Here is a 16,288-nt window from a genome sequence, read left to right as displayed (position 1 = left end):
GTTTCCGCGGGTGGCCTGCCCGGTGCGGAGGAAACGTCGGAAGCCGCTCTATGGCGATGCATTCATCGCATCGCACGCTCGCATCGACTCCGTACAGGGCGGAACCGCGCGGCAGGCAATCGCACGGCGTTCGTTGTTTTGATCGCCGAGCCAGTCGACACGCGAGGGATTGCCGTGCTCGCGTGGAAATGATCGCGACTGCCGGAATCGGTGCGAGCGGAATTGTAGGAGCATATTTCGAATCCGGCCAGACATGGCGGCCCTATTCGCACGATTCACCCTTTACGATTATCGAAAATGGCGGTTTGCGACAGGAGCGTGAAGCGTCGATGTGCGTCAATGCTCGTGGTTTACGCGTATATCTGGCGTAAAAGCGCCGAGTCGGCCGGTTTCGAGGTTGTCTTTTTCGGAAAGTCTTTTAATTGAATCCGCTTTGGCAAAGTATTTATCCGCCCGGTAAAAGATTTTGAATAACGGCGTGGGTGCGAAATCGTTTGCGAGATGAGTGTATTTTACGTAAGTCATTGAATATTTTAGATTTTACAATCTATAAAGAATGTCGGCTTTAATAATTTAATCTCGTGTCTCATAATTCGTCCGAACTTTGAATGACGGGTGGAGCAGGGCAGCGGAAGTGCCGGAAGCGGCGACGGACGTTGTCAGACCCGGGACCTGCGCATCAATTGATGATCGCCCAGGCACATGCTTGCTGCACGGAAATGGAACCCGGTTGCCGGGGATGAAATAAAAGAAGCGTGGTGGGTCGCGGTCGGCGCGACGACAAGTCGGGGATGTTCATGACGACGGGTTGAATTTCCGGATTCAGCCGGGGGAAGACTCGTCCATAAGAATCAATACGTATTCCTAATGCAATAGCCGGATTAGCGGAACGGGACGTCGAACCGACGACATGCCCGGGGCTTTCGAACGCCCTGTCGAAACGAGCGTGCGCGATACGTGTCGTCTCGACAGGGCTTGTGTCCGGGGCGTGGAATCCACTTCCGAGAGAAGTCTCAACCGTAATCGAAGTCGAAGCTGTCAATAAAAGTAAGTAGTCCGTATTCAAACAAGACGCTACACAACGGAGCAGAAGACCATGAAGAGGAAGCAGATTTCGGCGCTCGCCGCCGCGATGTTCACGGGTGCGGGTGTGCTGATCGCCGGCGCCGCCCACGCGGACAATTTCGTCGACCGCGGCAACCCGGACAACGCGCTGAACGGCCAGTGTATCGACGGCACCAACCCGCTATGCGTGGCAACGAAGAACGGCAGCTACGTCGCGGTCAGCACCGCGAACGTGACGCAAGGCACCAATGCGAAGGCCGGCACCAGCGGCATCGCGATCGGCGACCAGTCGAATGCGAGCAGCAAGGGCGGCACCAGCAGCGGCGGCGCGATCGCGATCGGCGTCGGCTCGCAGGCGCTGGCGAACTCGGCCACCGCGATCGGCACGGTGGCGGTCGCGCAGGGCAATACGGCGCTGGCGATCGGCCGTCAGTCGGCGGCGGTCGGCGATTTCTCGATGGCGCTCGGCAACGTCGCGGATGCGCACGGCACGAGCTCGATCGCGCTCGGCCACTCGGCGCTCGCCAGCGGCGACCGCTCGGTCGCGATCGGCGGCGCGAACCCGACGTCGAGCGACGGCGTATCGGCCGGCGCATCGTACGACGCGGCGACGCAGACGCGTGCCGGCGGCGCGCAGTCGGTGGCGATCGGCGCCGGCGCGCAGACGAACGACAACAACCAGGTGGCGATCGGCTCGGGCAGCGTCGGCGCGAACAACGGCGGCACGCCGGTGTTCGGCGGCACGGCCGCCCCGGTCGGCGGCGCGGTATCGTTCGGCGCGCTCGGCAGCGAACGCCAGCTCAAGAATGTCGCGGCGGGCGCGGCCGATACGGACGCCGTCAACGTCCAGCAGCTGAAGAACGTGAACAGTACGCTGAGCACGAGTATCGGCAATGTCGACGCACGCGTGACGTCGGTCGGCAATTCGCTGTCGACCACGATCTCGAACGTCGACCAGCGTGTGACCAGCGTCGGCAACAGCTTGAGCACGAGCATCGTCACGGCCACCCGGAACGTCGTCAAATACACCGACGACTCGCATGCGGCGATCGCGCTCGACGGCGCCGCCGGCACGACGATCGGCGGCGTGGCAGCCGGCGTGGCCGATACCGACGCGGTCAACGTCGGCCAGTTGAAGGGCAGCCTCACGCCGCTGCAAACGTCCATTTCGACGGCGTCGTCGAACATCACGAACCTGCAGAACAGCGTGACCGGCATCAACGGCTCGCTGAGCACGGCGGCCTCGAACATCGCCGGCCTGCAGGCGGCCGATACGCGCAACGTCAAGTACGACGGCGCGAGCGGCTTCGACTCGGTGACGTTCGCCGGCCCCAACGGCACGACGCTGCACAACGTCGCGGACGGCAAGGACGCGCACGACGCCGTCAACGTCGGCCAGTTGAACGGCGGCCTTGCATCGCTCAGCACGAGCGTGACGAACAACCTCAGCACGACGCTCGGCAACCTGAGCACGTCGATCACCAGCCAGATCGGCAACGCGACGAAGAACGCGGTGCAGTACGACGACGATGCACACGGCGGCGTCACGCTCGGCGGCAAGGGCGCAACGGCGCCGGTCGGCCTGCACAACGTCGCGGATGGCGTGGCGGCGGGCGATGCCGTGAACGTCGGCCAGCTCGGCAAGGCGACCGGCGCGCTCAACCAGTCGATCACGACCGTCGGCAACCAGGTGACGACGAATACCGGCAACATCGCGGCGCTCCAGCAGGATGCGCTGCAATGGAACCCGGGCCTCGGTGCCTACGATGCGAGCCACGGCGGCTACGGCCCGCAGCTGATCAGCAACGTCGCGGCCGGCAAGAGCGGCACTGACGCGGTCAACGTCGACCAACTGAACGCGGCGATTCACGACGGCACGAGCCAGCTCGACGCGCTCGCCGTGAAATACGACGATGCGAGCAAGCAGCAGGTATCGCTCGGTGCAGGCAACGGCGGCAATCCGGTGCGCGTGACCAACGTCGCGGCAGGCAACGTCGCGGCTGGCAGTACCGACGCGGTGAACGGCGCGCAACTGCGGCGCGCGACCGACGGCACCGCGGCCGCGCTCGGCGGCGGCGCGACGGCGAACCCGGACGGCTCGATCGGCGCACCGAACTACAAGATCGGCGGCAGTGCGTTCAACAACGTCGGCGACGCGCTGACGAACCTCGACGGCCGGGTCGGCAGCAACACGACGACGCTCGCGAATCACGAAACGCGCATCGACAATGCCGAAACGAATATCGCGGGCAACACGGCGGCGATCGCCGGGCTGCAACAGGATGCGCTGCAATTCGACCCGACGCTCGGCGCGTTCAACGCCGCGCGCGGCGGTGCACCGACGAAGCTGACCAACGTGGCCGACGGCAACGTCGCCGCGGGCAGTACGGATGCGGTCAACGGCGGCCAGTTGTCCGGCGTGAAGACCGCACTCGAACAGCAGATCACCAACGTGTCGAACCAGGCCGGCGAAGCGGTGAAGAACGTCGTCAAGTACGACGTCGACGCGAGCGGCAACCGGCTGAATTCGGTGTCGCTCGTCGGCGGCGACGCCACGTCGGCGGTCGTGCTGAAGAACGTCGCGGCGGGCACCAGCGATACCGACGCGGTGAACGTGAAGCAGTTGAAGGACGTGCAGTCGAACCTGAACCAGCTCGGCGCGCTCGCGGTGCAGTACGACGACAGCTCGAAGAGCACGATCACGCTCGGCGGCGCGGGCGGCACGCGCATCACCAACGTGCAGGCCGGCACGCTGAGCGCCACCAGCACCGACGCGGTGAATGGCTCGCAGCTCTATGCGACCAACCAGCAGGTGTCGAAGAACACCACCGACATTTCCAACCTGCAGGGCAGCGTGACCAACATCGCGAACGGCAAGGCCGGCCTCGTGCAGCAGCAGGACCCGAACGGCGCGATCACGGTCGGAAAGGATTCGGGCGGCACCAGCGTGAACTTCTCCGGCACGGCGGGCGACCGCGTGCTGACCGGCGTCGCGGCGGGCGTGAACGCGAACGACGCGGTCAACGTGGGCCAGTTCAACGCCGCGCTGCAGAACGTCGCGGCCAACGACAAGATCCGCGCGGCCGCGACCGATGCGAACACCACGTGGATCGCGCGTGCCGATGCGGGGGCGATCGGCTCGACGGCGACCGCAACCGGCAAGAATGCGGTGGCCGTTGGCCAGGGCTCCGTCGCCGATCGCGACAACTCGTTCTCGGTCGGCGCGAAGGGCAGCGAGCGCCAGATCACGAACGTCGCGGCCGGCACGGCGCCGACCGATGCGGTGAACGTGCAGCAGCTGAACGACAACCTCGCGACGGCGTCGACGCAGGCGAAGGGGTATACCGACCAGCGCATCGGGCAGGTGTACAACTCGTTCAACGACCTGAAGAAGGACATGTACGGTGGTGTCGCGTCGGCGATGGCGGTGGCCGGCTTGCCGCAGCCGACCGGCGCGGGGCGCTCGATGGTGTCGGCGGCGACGTCGAACTATCACGGCCAGCAGGGCTTCGCGGCCGGCTACTCGTACGTGACGGAGAGCAACCGCTGGGTCGTCAAGGCATCGGTGACGGGCAACACGCGCTCGGACTTCGGCGCGGTGGTCGGCGCGGGTTATCAGTTCTGATGCAGGTTGCGCAGCGTTGAGCGTTGAGCGATGCGCGGGTGCCGGGCAACGCATGTCATGCCCGGCACCCGCGGTCGAGCGGTGGCCCGGGGTTCGTTTGCGAATCCCGGGCCGTCGTCGTTTGGCGCCTTCGTCCGACCGGTCATCCGCATCGACGGCACCTGTCGCGAATGCGAGTGGCGCCGTCCGCCGTGATCGCCTTCATCGCTCGACGGCCGGCCCCGCAAGGGTTTCGCCCGCGTCCGGCGCAACGTTCAATGCGAGTTGTTGAATGTGAGCCCGCGCTCGTATTCTGAAGTCCTCGGGCGGCACGGCATGGGGCCTGCGCCCACCACCGCATCGGAGAGCGCGATCATGACCGAAACGACACCCACGATGAAGCTCAACCACCTGAGCTTCCCCTCTGCCGACACGCTGGCGACGGCCCGATTCTTCGAGCGATACCTCGGCTTCACGATCGCGGGAAGCTGGGACAAATCCTGGATTCTCAAGCGCCCGGGCTTCGACGTCGTGATCGATCACGTCGGCGACGGCGTGCCCGCATGGCCGACCAATTTCCACGTCGGCTTCGAACTGCCGAGCCTCGATGCCGTGCACGCGTTGTTCGCGCGCTTCAAGGAAGAGGGCGTTGCAATGGAGACGGACGTGTTCAACAACGGGCGCGGCTCGCGCTTCTTTTGCCGCGCGCCGGGCGGCGTGATGTTCGAATTGAACACGCGCGCGGATGCCGCGCCGGAATATCAGGGCACTTTCGACGATTGACGCGAGGTGGCCGTTGTCGTGCCGCGTTCAGTCGCAGCGGCCGGCGTGGGCCAGCATCTCGATGACTGCGTGGGTACGCGACGGCTCGGTGATCTCCGTCCATCGCAGATGCGCGTATTTCGGGTCACCGCGCAAGCCGGCGAACTTGACGCGGTTTTTCGTGAACGTCGTGTACGACCACAGCAGCACCGAGTCGCGCGAACAGAACGCCATCCGCAGCGATTCCCGGTTGCCGTGAGAGAGCCGGGTGCGCATCAGCCCGCGGCCGATCGTGCGCCGCAGCACACGGGAAAACACCGTCCATCGGCCGAAGTTGAGCCACACGACGTGCGTGGCCCTCGACCACAGCACGTCGCGCACCGCGCTGTAGTTTCCGTCGGCGACCCAGCGGTCGCCGGCCGTCGCCGCCAGCACCGCATGTTCGAACTGCGCGGGCGGCACGGCGGTCCAGCCGGGGCCCCAGTAGAGCCGATCGAGTTCGATGTATGGGCACGCTGCGGCGGTTGCCAGCGCGCTGGCGAAGGTGGATTTTCCCGATCCGCTCGTTCCGACGACGATGACGCGCATGAGTGTGACCACGGGCAAAAAGGTGAGGGCGCGTATTGTGCCCGATGCGCGTGGATGGGCTCGCATCCGTAGCGGGAAAGACGCACTGATCAATCGAGCGGCGGCACCGCACCATCCCGCAACATCTTGACGAGCCTTGCGCGTCGCTTCTCGAGATCGGCGATCTGACGGTCGATCGCTTCGAGGCGTTCGCGCTGGACGTCGGTGATCTGATCGCACGAACGCGCACCTTCGATCAACAGCATGCAGTCCGGAAAACCGCGAATGTCGTCGAGGGTGAAACCGGTCGCGATCATGCGCTGAATCTGCTTGACCTGCGTCACAGCCTTGTCGGGAAACAGGCGATAGCTGTTGTCCGCGCGCACCGACGCGAGCAGGCCGTGCTCGTCGTAGTGCCGGATCGAGCGCACGCTCGCGCCGGTGAGCTGCGCGAGTTTGCCGATGGTCAGCAGTGGCTGGGTAGGCGGATTTTTCATGAAGGGCAGGTTAGCACGATTCGCTTGACTCTCACATCAGTGTGAGGGTTGAGACTGAGCATCCGTTCATGCCTGGAAGAAAGAACCCATGACTACCCGAGTGCTGATCCGCTGGCTGATTGCCGTGATCTGGTGGGCGACGCCGTTCGCGTTGGCGTACGACGCGGCCGCCGCGCCGCTGACCTATACCGTGACGTCGACGGACGGCGTGAAGCTGGCCGTTCAGGAAAGCGGCGACCCGGACGGCGTGCCGGTCATCCTGATCCACGGCCTGCTCGGCAGCCGCCTGAACTGGGACGCGCAAGTCCAGAGCCCCGAACTGCGCGGCTTCCGGATCATCACGTACGACCTGCGCGGCCACGGGCTGTCGGACAAGCCGTCCGGTGCGCAGCCGTATCGCGACGGAACCCGTTGGGGCGACGATCTCGCCGCGGTCATCGACGGCACGCATGCGCGCAAACCCGTCGTGGTCGGCTGGTCGCTCGGCGGCGTGGTGATCTCGAACTACCTCGCCAGGTACGGCGATCGCGCGATCGCGGGCGCCGTGTATGTCGACGGCGTGGTCGAGCTTGCGCCGGGCCAGATCGTCGATCATCCGGACGTGTATCGGGACATGAACGCGCCGGATCTGAAAACCCATCTCGACGGCGAGCGCACGTTCGTCGGCCTGTGCTTCAACCGTCGGCCGGACGCCGCCACGTTCGAGCGCTTGCTCGCCAACGCCGCGATGGCGTCGTGGGACATGCAAAAGGCCATCCCGACGATGTCGGTATTCGCCGCCGCGGGGCTCGGCCACGCGCGCGTGCCGTTGCTGTTCCTCTACGGCGGCCGCGACGCGCTGGTCGATACGCACGCGACGCTGGCTCGCGCGGCCGAGCTGAATCCGCGTATCGCCAGCAAGGTGTACGCGGAATCCGGACACGCGCCGTTCATCGAGGAAGCCGAACGGTTCAATCGCGATCTGGCCGCGTTCGCCCGGTCGACGTCCGCGCGATGAAGTGGCGCTGTCAGGCCGGCGTGACCGGGATGCCTGCCGGGTCGCCCGCCGCGCGATCATGAAAGCGCTGGAACGCATCGATGAGCCGCGCGCGCTGCGCGGCCAGCGCCGGATCGCGCCGGTCGCGCGGCCGTGCGACGTCGACCTGGATTTCGTCGTCGACGCGGCCCGGGTTCGGCGCGAGCATCAGCACGCGATCGCCGAGATACAGCGCCTCGTCGAGATCGTGCGTGACGACGATCGCGGCCATCCGGTGCCGGTGGACGACGTCGAGCAGCAGCGTCTGCAGGCGCATCCGCGTGATCGCGTCGACCGCGCTGAACGGCTCGTCGAGCAGCAGCAAATCCGGCTCGCCGAACAGCCCGCGTGCGATCGCGGCGCGCTGCGCCATCCCGCCGGACAACGTGGCCGGCAGTTGCCGCGCGACGCCGGACAGCCCAACCTCGTCGAGCAATCGCGCGACGCTCGGGTCGCGGCCGCCCCGCGCGCCGGACGCGAAGCCGACATTGTCCGCGATCGACAGCCACGGCAGCAGCCGCGGCTCCTGAAAGATCACGCCGACGCGCGCGGACGGCCCGGCCAGCGCGCTGCCGTCGAGCGTCACGCTGCCGCGGAAATCCGCGTCGAGGCCGGCGACGATCCGCAGCAGCGTGCTCTTGCCGCAGCCGCTCGGGCCGACCACGCAGACGATTTCGCCGCGTGCGACCTGCAACGCGATGTCGGCCAGGATCGTGCGATCGCCGTACAGCTTGCGGGCGATCCGCAGATCGAGCAGCGGTGTCGCGATGCCGGCGGTCGGGTGGACGGCAGGTGAGGCGCTCATTTCCTGCCCTCGCGCGATGCGCCATCGAACGCGTCGCGCCAGCCGAGCCAGCGCGACTCGATGCGGCGCATCGCGCCGTCGGTCAGCTTGCCGAGCAACGCGAGGAGCAGGATCGCGCCGAACACGAGATCGGGGCGCCCGGTTTCGCGACCGTCGCTCAGCAGGAAGCCGAGGCCGCGCGTGGCCGCGATCAGCTCCGCGGCGACCATGAACATCCACGCGAGACTGAGGCCGGTGCGCAGGCCGGTGACGATCTGCGGCAGCGCGGCCGGCAGCAGGATTCGGCGGAACAGCGCGAGCGGGCCGAGCCGGTACACCGCGCCGAGCTCGACGAGCTTGCGGTCGACGTCGCGAATGCCGGCGACCACCGCGAGGTGAACCGGGAAGAACGCGCCGATCGCGATCAGCGTGATTTTCGGTGCTTCATCGATGCCGAGCCACAGCAGCAGCACTGGCACCCACGCAAGCGACGGAATCGCGCGCAGCGCCTGGAACGTCGGTTCGAACAGCGCGTCGATCCGGCGGCTCAGGCCCATCGCCGCGCCGACGACGAGCGCGAGCCCGGCGCCGGCCGCAAACCCGGCCGCGACGCGCAGCGTGCTCGCGCCGACGTGACGTGCGACCCGCGTGACGCCCATTCGCGCGAGCGTATCGAGAATCTCGCTCGGCGCCGGCACGAGATGATCGGGCAGCCAGCCGCGCCGCACCACGACCTCCAGCAGCACGAGCGCGGCGAACGGCAGCGCGAGGCCCGCGATGCGCCAGGCGCGCAGCGGGTCTCGCCGGGCCGCGGGAGGCGGCGATGCGGGTGGGTGCGACGCGAGCGCGTCGCCGTGCGCGGTGGTGTCCGTCATCGGCGGCACGCCCGGTCTCAGTGCGACGCGGCGACGATCGGGCGCGCGAACGACGGATCGATCAGCGTATCGACGATCTTCGCGGGATCGACGCCCGGTTTGGTCAACTGCTCGGCCGTCAGCACCGGCGCCGCGGCCTTCAGCGCCGCGCGCTGCGTGTCGCCCGGCACCGGATCGCTGAAGTCGTTGCGCTGAAGCTGCAGCTTCGCGACCGGCAGCGATACCTTCGATTCGTCCGCAATGATCTGCGCGGTTTCGGCCGGATGCGCGACGATCCACTGGCGGGCGCGGTCGTAGACCTTCAGCACGCGCTCGACCGCCTGCGGATACTGGCTGGCGAACGCGTCGCGAACATTCAGGAACCCGTACGTATTGAACGCGACGTTGCGGTACAGCAGGCGCGCGCCGTCGTCGAGCTGGGCGGCGGCCATGTGCGGATCGAGCCCGGCCCACGCATCGACCTGACCGTTCGCGAGCGCGGTGCGGCCGTCCGGATGCTGCAGGTTGACGATCTCGACGTCGTCGCGCGTCAGGCCGACCGTGTGCAGCGCGCGCAGCGTGAACAGGAACGGATCGGTGCCGCGCGTCGCGGCGATCTTCTTGCCCTTCAGATCGGCGAGCGAACGGATCGGCGAATCCTTGCGTACCACGAGCGCCGTCCATTCGGGGCGCGAGAACACGTAGACGGTGTGGATCGGGTTGCCGTTCGCGCGCGCGAGCACCGACGCCAGCCCCGCGGCCGAGCCAAAATCGACCGCGCCACTGTTCAGGTATTCGAGCGCGCGGTTGCTGCCGAGGCTCAGCACCCAGCGAATCGACGTACCGTCGGCCTTGAACGCGTCGTCGAGCCAGCCGAAGTGGCGGATCACGAGACTCTCGGGCGAGTAGTACGCGTAGTCGACGCGGATTTCCGCAGGCGTCGCCGCCTGCGCTTGCATGGACATGAGGCCGGCAAGCGCGGCAACGACGACGGCCGCGGATTGCCACACGCGGGACCAGAACGGCTTCATCGGGGATTCTCCGGAAGAGCGGCAACGCGCCGCGAACAGGCAGGTGACCGGCTAATGTAACGAAGCGCAAGCGATCCGTTAACGAAGAAATCCACGTTTGAACATGCGTGCTGCTGCTAAGCCCGCGCCGTGCAACTTTATGACGCACGCCGATTAATTTATCGGTTTATATCGCTTGGGATTGCCGGATCGAGGGAACAGAATTTCCGCTGCCGGAACCTGGCGACAGCGGGGCCGCATGCGCTCGACGCCGCGATGGTCGCGAAGGCGCCTGCCCGGTTCCCCGGCTTCACGATCACCTTGCCGTGCATTCGGCATCAAACTAAGGAATCCGATGAGTTCGATCGATCTTGGCTCAGTCACGCCGGTTTCTTCCCCTATCCGCTCGGCCAGCGACGTCGCGCGCCTGATCAATACGGTGGACAGTTCGGTGAGCCACGCACGGATGATCGTGCTGCTGGCGCTCGGCGGCGTGTTTCTCGACGCGTACGACCTGACGACGCTGTCGTACGGCATCGACGACGTGGCGCGCGAATTCGGGCTGACGCCCGCGCTGACCGGGCTGGTCGGCTCGGCGATCATGATCGGCACGATCTTCGGCAGCCTGATCGGCGGCTGGCTGACCGACCGGATCGGCCGCTACCAGGTGTTCATGGCCGACATGCTGTTCTTCGTGGTCGCGGCGATCGCGGCCGGGCTTGCACCGAACGTCTGGGTGCTGATCGGCGCCCGCTTCGTGATGGGGCTCGGCGTCGGCATCGACCTGCCCGTCGCGATGGCGTTTCTCGCGGAATTCTCGAAGTTCAACGGCCGCGGCAACAAGGCGTCGCGGCTCGCCGCGTGGTGCCCGATGTGGTACGTCGCGTCGTCGGTGTGCTTTTTGCTGATCTTCGGGCTGTATTTCCTGCTGCCGGCCGAGCATGCGGGCTGGCTGTGGCGCGCCTCGCTGATCTTCGGCGCGGTGCCGGCGCTCGTCATCATCCTGTTCCGCAACCGCTTCATGAACGAATCGCCGCTGTGGGCCGCGAATCAGGGCGACCTGGCCAACGCAGCGCGCATCCTGCGCGAGTCGTACGGCATTCACGCGCACGAAGCGGACGATGCGCGGCGCGAACCGAGCCCGCCGCCGGTGCGGATTCGCGTGCTGTTCCAGCGTCCGTATCTGGGGCGCACGATCGTCGCCAGCGTGATGAACCTGTGCATCCCGTTCGAATACACGGCGATCGCGTTCTTCCTGCCGTCGATCCTGTCGCAATTCCTCGGCGCGGGCGTGTTCGAGACGATCGCGGCGTCGCTCGCATTGAACGTGCTGTTCGCGTTCACCGGCGGCTTGCTCGGCATGCGCCTCGCGTATCGCTATCCGTCACGGCATGTCGCGATCGCGGGGTTTGCGTTGCAAACGGTCGCGCTCGTCGCGCTGGCGCTGGCGGGGCATCCGCACGGTGCATTGGCGGTCGGCGTCGTGCTGCTGATGCTCGGCACCTGGCTGTTCGCCGAAGGTTTCGGGCCGGGCGCGCAGATGATGATCTATCCGACGCTGTCGTATCCGGCCACGATCCGCGGCACCGGCGTCGGCTTCGGGCGGTCGCTGTGCGGGATCGGCCAGGCGCTGGCGCTGTTCGTGCTGCCGATCCTGCAAGCCCGTCTCGGCACCAACATGTTCTGGGTCGTCGCGATCAGTGCGGTCACGCCGATCGTGTTCCTGCTGATCATTCGGTATGAGCCGACGGCGAACGACGTCGACGACGAAAGCGTGGCGTAACCGTCGACGCGGGGCGCTCGTTGTCCCCCGGCAAATACAAACGGCTTCGTCAGACTGCACGAAGCCGTTTGTACTGAAGCCGGCCGCCGCGTGAATGCGGACAGACCGGCTTCGACGTTGCCCGACGCTACGCGCTGACCGCCTCCCGCTCGGCCGCGCGCTTGACCTGTTCGATATCGCGAAACTGCGCGGCCGGATGCTCGTCCGGCAGCCGCGCCGAGCCGCCGAAGAGTTTTTCGCGCAGCGTGCCCGGCGCATACGCGGTCGGATACACGCCGCGGCGCTGCAGCTCCGGCACGAGATGGCGCACGACGTCCTCGAAGGTTTCATGCGCGACCGCATACGCGAGATTGAAGCCGTCCACGTCGGTCGCGGCCACCCATTCCTGCAGGATGTCCGCGACGGTCGACGCCGAGCCGACGAACACCGGGCCCATCCCGCCGATGCCGCCCCAGGCCGCCAGCGCCTCGATCGTCCACGCGGTGTCGCCGCCCGACAGGTGTTCGACCGCCGACACGATCGCATTCGTTTCGACGCGCCGGACGGGATCGGTCGGCGCGTACTGGCCGAAGTCGATGCCGGTCCAGCCGGACATGAACACCAGCGAGCCGTCGTACGACACGTAGCGCCGATACTCGTCGAACTTGGCCTGCGCCTTCTCGTCGGTCTCGTCGACGATCACCGTGACGAGGTTGTAGATCAGCACCTTCGCCGGGTCGCGCCCGGCGGCCGCGGCCTGCGCACGCACGTCGGCCACGTAGCGTGCGAGCTGGTCGCGGGTCGGCGCGGCGACGAACACGCATTCGGCGTGCTGCGCGGCGAACGCCTTGCCGGGGCCCGACGCGCCAGCCTGGAAGAGTACCGGCGTGCGCTGCGGCGACGGCTCGCACAGGTGATAGCCGGGCACGTCGAAGAAGCGGCCCTTGTGGCCGATCTCGTGCACTTTCTCCGGATGCGTGAACACGCGGCCATCGCGATCGCGTACCACCGCGCCATCCTCCCAGCTACCCTCGAACAGCTTGTACAGCACCTCGACGTATTCGGCCGCGACCGCATAGCGGTCGTCGTGCGTGCGCAGCCCGTGATCGCCGACGTTCTTCGCACCGCTTTCCAGATACGACGTGACGATGTTCCACGCGAGCCGGCCTTTCGTGTGATGGTCGGCGGTCGATAGCCGGCGTGCGAACGTGTACGGGTGCTCGAACGTGGTCGACGCGGTGATGCCGATGCCGAGATGCTCGGTCGCCATCGCGATCGGCGCGGCCAGTTGCAGCGGATCGTTGACGGGAATCTGCGCGGCCTGGTGGAGTGCGTGATAGTTGCTGCCCTTGTACACGTCGTAGTAGCCGATCACGTCCGCGATGAAGATCGCGTCGAAGATCCCGTGTTCGAGCACGCGCGCGAGGTCGGTCCAGTAGTCGAGATCCTTGTACTGCCACGAGCGGTCGCGCGGATGCGCCCACAAGCCGGGCGACTGGTGGCCCACGCAGTTCATCTCGAACGCGTTGAAGCGGATCGTCTTGCTCATTGCGCGACCCCCGTTTCCGCACCGGCGCCCGCGTTGGCGTCCGCACCGTTGCCGACACGCCACACGAACGGCGGCGTGCGGCCGTTGATGATCCAGTCACCGACGATACGCGCCTTGTACACGAGCGGATTGTGCGATGACACCGTGCGCGCGTTGCGCCAGTGGCGATCGAGCGCGGTCGTGCTGCGGGTGGCCGACGCGCCGAGCGCGTCGAACAGGCGCGTCGCCGCGCGCAGCACGAGTTCGGACACGACGAGCTGGCTCTGCGCGGATTCGATTTCGGCCGCGACGTTCGCCGCCTGCTCGGCCGCTTCGTCGCCGCCGAAGCGCGCTTCGTACGCATGCTGAAGCGGCTGCGCGGCACGCAGTGCGAGTGCGTCGGCCGCGTATGCCCATGACGCGATCTCGCCGATCACCTGCTGAAGCTGTGCGTCGTCACCCGCGCGCGGCGCATTGCCGTGGCTGTACACGCGCGTGCGGTTGCGCACGAGCTCGCCCGCGTCGCACACGATCGCATGGCCGATGCCGGCCAGCGTCGCGACGTGGAACAGCTGGTAGAACGCGGTCTGGTACTTGAAGCGGCGCGCGAAATCGATCACGTTGTCCGCGTCGACCGCCGCATTCTCGAAACGCGTCGTGCCGCTGCCGGTGGTGGTCTGGCCGAAGCCGTCCCAGTCGTCCTCACGGATCACGCCAGGCTGCGCGGTCGCGACGGCAACGATCACGTCGCTGCCGTCGTGCGCGCGCTGCGCGAACACGTCGATCCAGTCGGCGAACAGGCTGCCGGTGCTGTAGAACTTCCGGCCGTTCAGCACGAGCCGGCCGTTCTGCTCCGACACCTTGGTAACGGTCTGGCCGAGCGGCACGTCGCCGGCCTCCGACCACGCATTGCCGACGAGCTGGCCGCTCGCGAAGCGGTCGAACCAGGTCGTGCGCTGCGGCCCGGCCGGCGCGTTCAGCCAATCCTCGACGAACGCGAAATGCCCGCGCAGCGCCTGCGGCAAATTGGAATCGGCGGCGGCCAGCTCGGTCAGCAGCCGGAACAACTGCGGCAGCGATGCGCCTGCGCCGCCGGCACTCGCCGGCAGCCGGATCGCGCCGAAGCCGGCCGACTTCAGCCAGCCGATCGCCTCGTGCGGGAGTTCACGGTTGCGTTCGCGCTCGGCGGTGCCGGCGGCGATGCGCTCGAAGATCGGCCGGAACCGGCTCGCGAGCGCATCGTAATCGGTACCGGTGGAAAGATCGGGAGCTGCGTGCGACGAAGTCATGCGGGTTTCCTCGAAGGGCGTGCGCCGGGAGCCCAGTATAGGAAGCGTGACTCGAGCGTTCCAATAACGGATTCTCGGATCGATATCGTCGCTGCGTATTACCGCTACTGCGACCGAGACCGCGACCGCAACCGCGCGGGGACGCATCGACGTTTATGCATCCGTTGCGACGTCAAAACGCCGATTCACCTGCGTCGGGATCGACGTCGTTTGTTCTCCAAAGGAATATCGTTCCGAGAATCGCTCGGTTTTCCGGCTCGCGCGGCGCTGCTAGATTGAACGCTTTCGCCATTCGACAGGAGAGCCCGATGTCAGACACGAGCGCGACGATTCAGGAGCGGCCGGCCGATGCACGACCGCAGGTGGCCCGCGTGATTGCGGACGATGCGGAAGCGATCGCGGTCGCGCATGCGCTGGCGCAACGCCTCGCGCAAGAGGCTGCCGAGCGCGATCGCGAGCGCCGCCTGCCGCGCGAGGAAATCGAATGGTTTTCGCAGTCGGGGCTGTGGGCGATCACGGTGCCGAAGGCATATGGCGGCGCAGGCGTGTCGCACGTGACGCTCACCGAGGTGATCAAGATCATCGCTGCGGCCGACGCGTCGCTCGGGCAGCTTCCGCAGAATCATTTCGGGCTGGTCGACGTGATCACGCTCGTCGGCACCGATGCGCAAAAGCGGCATTTCTTCGCCGAAGTGCTGAGCGGCAAGCGGTTCGGCAACGGATTCTCGGAGAAGGGCACGAAGCACGTGCTCGACCTGAAGACGCGCGTGCGCCGCGACGGCGACGACTATGTGGTCGACGGCACGAAGTTCTACTCGACCGGTGCGCTGTTCGCGCATTACGTGCCGGTGCTCGGGCTCGACGACGTGCAGCAGGCCTGGCTTGCGTACGTGCCGCAACCGACGCCGGGGCTGACCGTGATCGACGACTGGTCGGGATTCGGCCAGCGCACGACCGCGAGCGGCACGGTCGTGCTCGACGCGGTGCGCGTCCCGGCGTCGCACGTGCTGCCCGCGCAGCGCGTGTCGGACGTGCCGACGCTCAACGGCCCGCTGTCGCAGATCATCCAGGCGGCGATCGACGCGGGCATCGCGAAGGCGGCCATCGACGATACGCTCGCGTTCGTGCGGACCCGCACGCGGCCGTGGGTCGACAGCGGCGTCGAGCGGGCGGTGGACGATCCGCTGACGATTCGCGAAATCGGCCGCCTGCACATCCAGCTGCATGCGGCCGACGCGTTGCTCGAACGTGCGGCGCGCACGCTCGACGAGATCACGGCCAAGGGTGACGTGACCGAGGACGACGTCGCGCGGGCGTCCGTCGCGGTCGGCGAAGCGAAGGTGCTGACGACCGAGGTCGCGCTGCTCGCCGGAGAGAAGCTGTTCGAGCTGGCCGGCACGCAGTCGACGCTCGCGGAGCACAACCTCGACCGGCATTGGCGCAACGCGCGCACGCATACGCTGCACGATCCGGTGCGCTGGAAATATCACCTCGTCGGCAACTACTACCTGAACGGCGCGCGCCCGGCGCGGCATGCGTGGAATTGAGCCG

The 16,288-nt window shown here is 66.9% G+C and carries 12 protein-coding genes; 5 read left to right on the top strand and 7 right to left on the bottom strand.

Annotation, left to right across the window (positions count from 1 at the left end; genetic code table 11):
- Nucleotides 1-1,096: 1,096 nt before the first annotated feature.
- Together BLS50_RS32370 and BLS50_RS32365 are read left to right on the top strand one after the other, a co-directional pair.
- Nucleotides 1,097-4,690: a YadA family autotransporter adhesin gene (locus tag BLS50_RS32370; protein ID WP_074807764.1), complete on the top strand. Its 3,594-nt coding sequence runs from the start codon at nucleotides 1,097-1,099 to the stop codon at nucleotides 4,688-4,690.
- A 354-nt stretch (nucleotides 4,691-5,044) separates the two neighbouring features.
- On the top strand, nucleotides 5,045-5,452 hold the full coding sequence (locus tag BLS50_RS32365) for a VOC family protein (RefSeq protein WP_012336869.1): 408 nt from the start codon (nucleotides 5,045-5,047) through the stop codon (nucleotides 5,450-5,452).
- Between the two features lie 27 nt (nucleotides 5,453-5,479).
- Here BLS50_RS32365 and BLS50_RS32360 read toward each other — a convergent pair whose 3' ends face one another.
- Together BLS50_RS32360 and BLS50_RS32355 are read right to left on the bottom strand one after the other, a co-directional pair.
- A complete protein-coding gene (locus BLS50_RS32360; protein ID WP_074807761.1) occupies nucleotides 5,480-6,019 on the bottom strand; it encodes a P-loop NTPase family protein in 540 nt (179 codons plus the stop codon).
- 89 nt (nucleotides 6,020-6,108) lie between these two features.
- Nucleotides 6,109-6,495, bottom strand: coding sequence for a MerR family transcriptional regulator (locus tag BLS50_RS32355; RefSeq protein WP_074807759.1), 387 nt, complete (start codon nucleotides 6,493-6,495; stop codon nucleotides 6,109-6,111).
- A gap of 88 nt (nucleotides 6,496-6,583) precedes the next feature.
- On the opposite strand from BLS50_RS32355, the gene BLS50_RS32350 reads away from it, so the two are divergent.
- The gene (locus BLS50_RS32350) at nucleotides 6,584-7,492 is read left to right on the top strand and encodes an alpha/beta fold hydrolase (protein WP_074807756.1); all 909 of its coding nucleotides are present in this window, start codon (nucleotides 6,584-6,586) and stop codon (nucleotides 7,490-7,492) included.
- A 10-nt stretch (nucleotides 7,493-7,502) separates the two neighbouring features.
- Here the strand turns inward: BLS50_RS32350 and BLS50_RS32345 are convergent, their stop codons facing one another.
- Genes BLS50_RS32345 through BLS50_RS32335 form a run of 3 tightly spaced genes read right to left on the bottom strand, consistent with a single transcriptional unit; the run spans nucleotide 7,503 to nucleotide 10,179 of the window.
- Nucleotides 7,503-8,315 carry an ABC transporter ATP-binding protein gene (locus BLS50_RS32345; protein WP_074807754.1) on the bottom strand — a complete coding sequence of 271 codons (813 nt, stop codon included), beginning with the start codon at nucleotides 8,313-8,315 and terminating at the stop codon, nucleotides 7,503-7,505.
- Nucleotides 8,312-9,169, bottom strand: a complete 858-nt coding sequence (locus BLS50_RS32340) for an ABC transporter permease (protein ID WP_074807751.1) — start codon at nucleotides 9,167-9,169, stop codon at nucleotides 8,312-8,314. Before BLS50_RS32340 ends, BLS50_RS32345 begins: the two co-directional genes overlap by 4 nt.
- A gap of 17 nt (nucleotides 9,170-9,186) precedes the next feature.
- Nucleotides 9,187-10,179: an aliphatic sulfonate ABC transporter substrate-binding protein gene (locus BLS50_RS32335; RefSeq protein ID WP_074807747.1), complete on the bottom strand. Its 993-nt coding sequence runs from the start codon at nucleotides 10,177-10,179 to the stop codon at nucleotides 9,187-9,189.
- A 334-nt stretch (nucleotides 10,180-10,513) separates the two neighbouring features.
- Here BLS50_RS32335 and BLS50_RS32330 point away from each other — a divergent pair, with 334 nt between their 5' ends.
- On the top strand, nucleotides 10,514-11,941 hold the full coding sequence (locus BLS50_RS32330) for an MFS transporter (RefSeq protein ID WP_074807744.1): 1,428 nt from the start codon (nucleotides 10,514-10,516) through the stop codon (nucleotides 11,939-11,941).
- A gap of 127 nt (nucleotides 11,942-12,068) precedes the next feature.
- Here BLS50_RS32330 and BLS50_RS32325 read toward each other — a convergent pair whose 3' ends face one another.
- Nucleotides 12,069-13,469, bottom strand: coding sequence for an LLM class flavin-dependent oxidoreductase (locus BLS50_RS32325; RefSeq protein WP_074807740.1), 1,401 nt, complete (start codon nucleotides 13,467-13,469; stop codon nucleotides 12,069-12,071).
- Entirely contained in the window at nucleotides 13,466-14,737 is a 1,272-nt protein-coding gene (locus BLS50_RS32320; protein WP_074807737.1) for an acyl-CoA dehydrogenase family protein, read from the bottom strand. The genes BLS50_RS32325 and BLS50_RS32320 overlap by 4 nt, the downstream gene beginning before the upstream one ends.
- Nucleotides 14,738-15,045: 308 nt before the next feature.
- On the opposite strand from BLS50_RS32320, the gene BLS50_RS32315 reads away from it, so the two are divergent.
- Nucleotides 15,046-16,284 carry an SfnB family sulfur acquisition oxidoreductase gene (locus BLS50_RS32315; protein ID WP_074807734.1) on the top strand — a complete coding sequence of 413 codons (1,239 nt, stop codon included), beginning with the start codon at nucleotides 15,046-15,048 and terminating at the stop codon, nucleotides 16,282-16,284.
- Nucleotides 16,285-16,288 lie beyond the last annotated feature (4 nt).

The organism is Burkholderia orbicola (assembly GCF_900100915.1).
GTDB lineage: Bacteria > Pseudomonadota > Gammaproteobacteria > Burkholderiales > Burkholderiaceae > Burkholderia > Burkholderia orbicola.
Note: the sequence above shows the minus strand (reverse complement) of the source record. Positions and strands in the feature narration are given on the sequence as shown.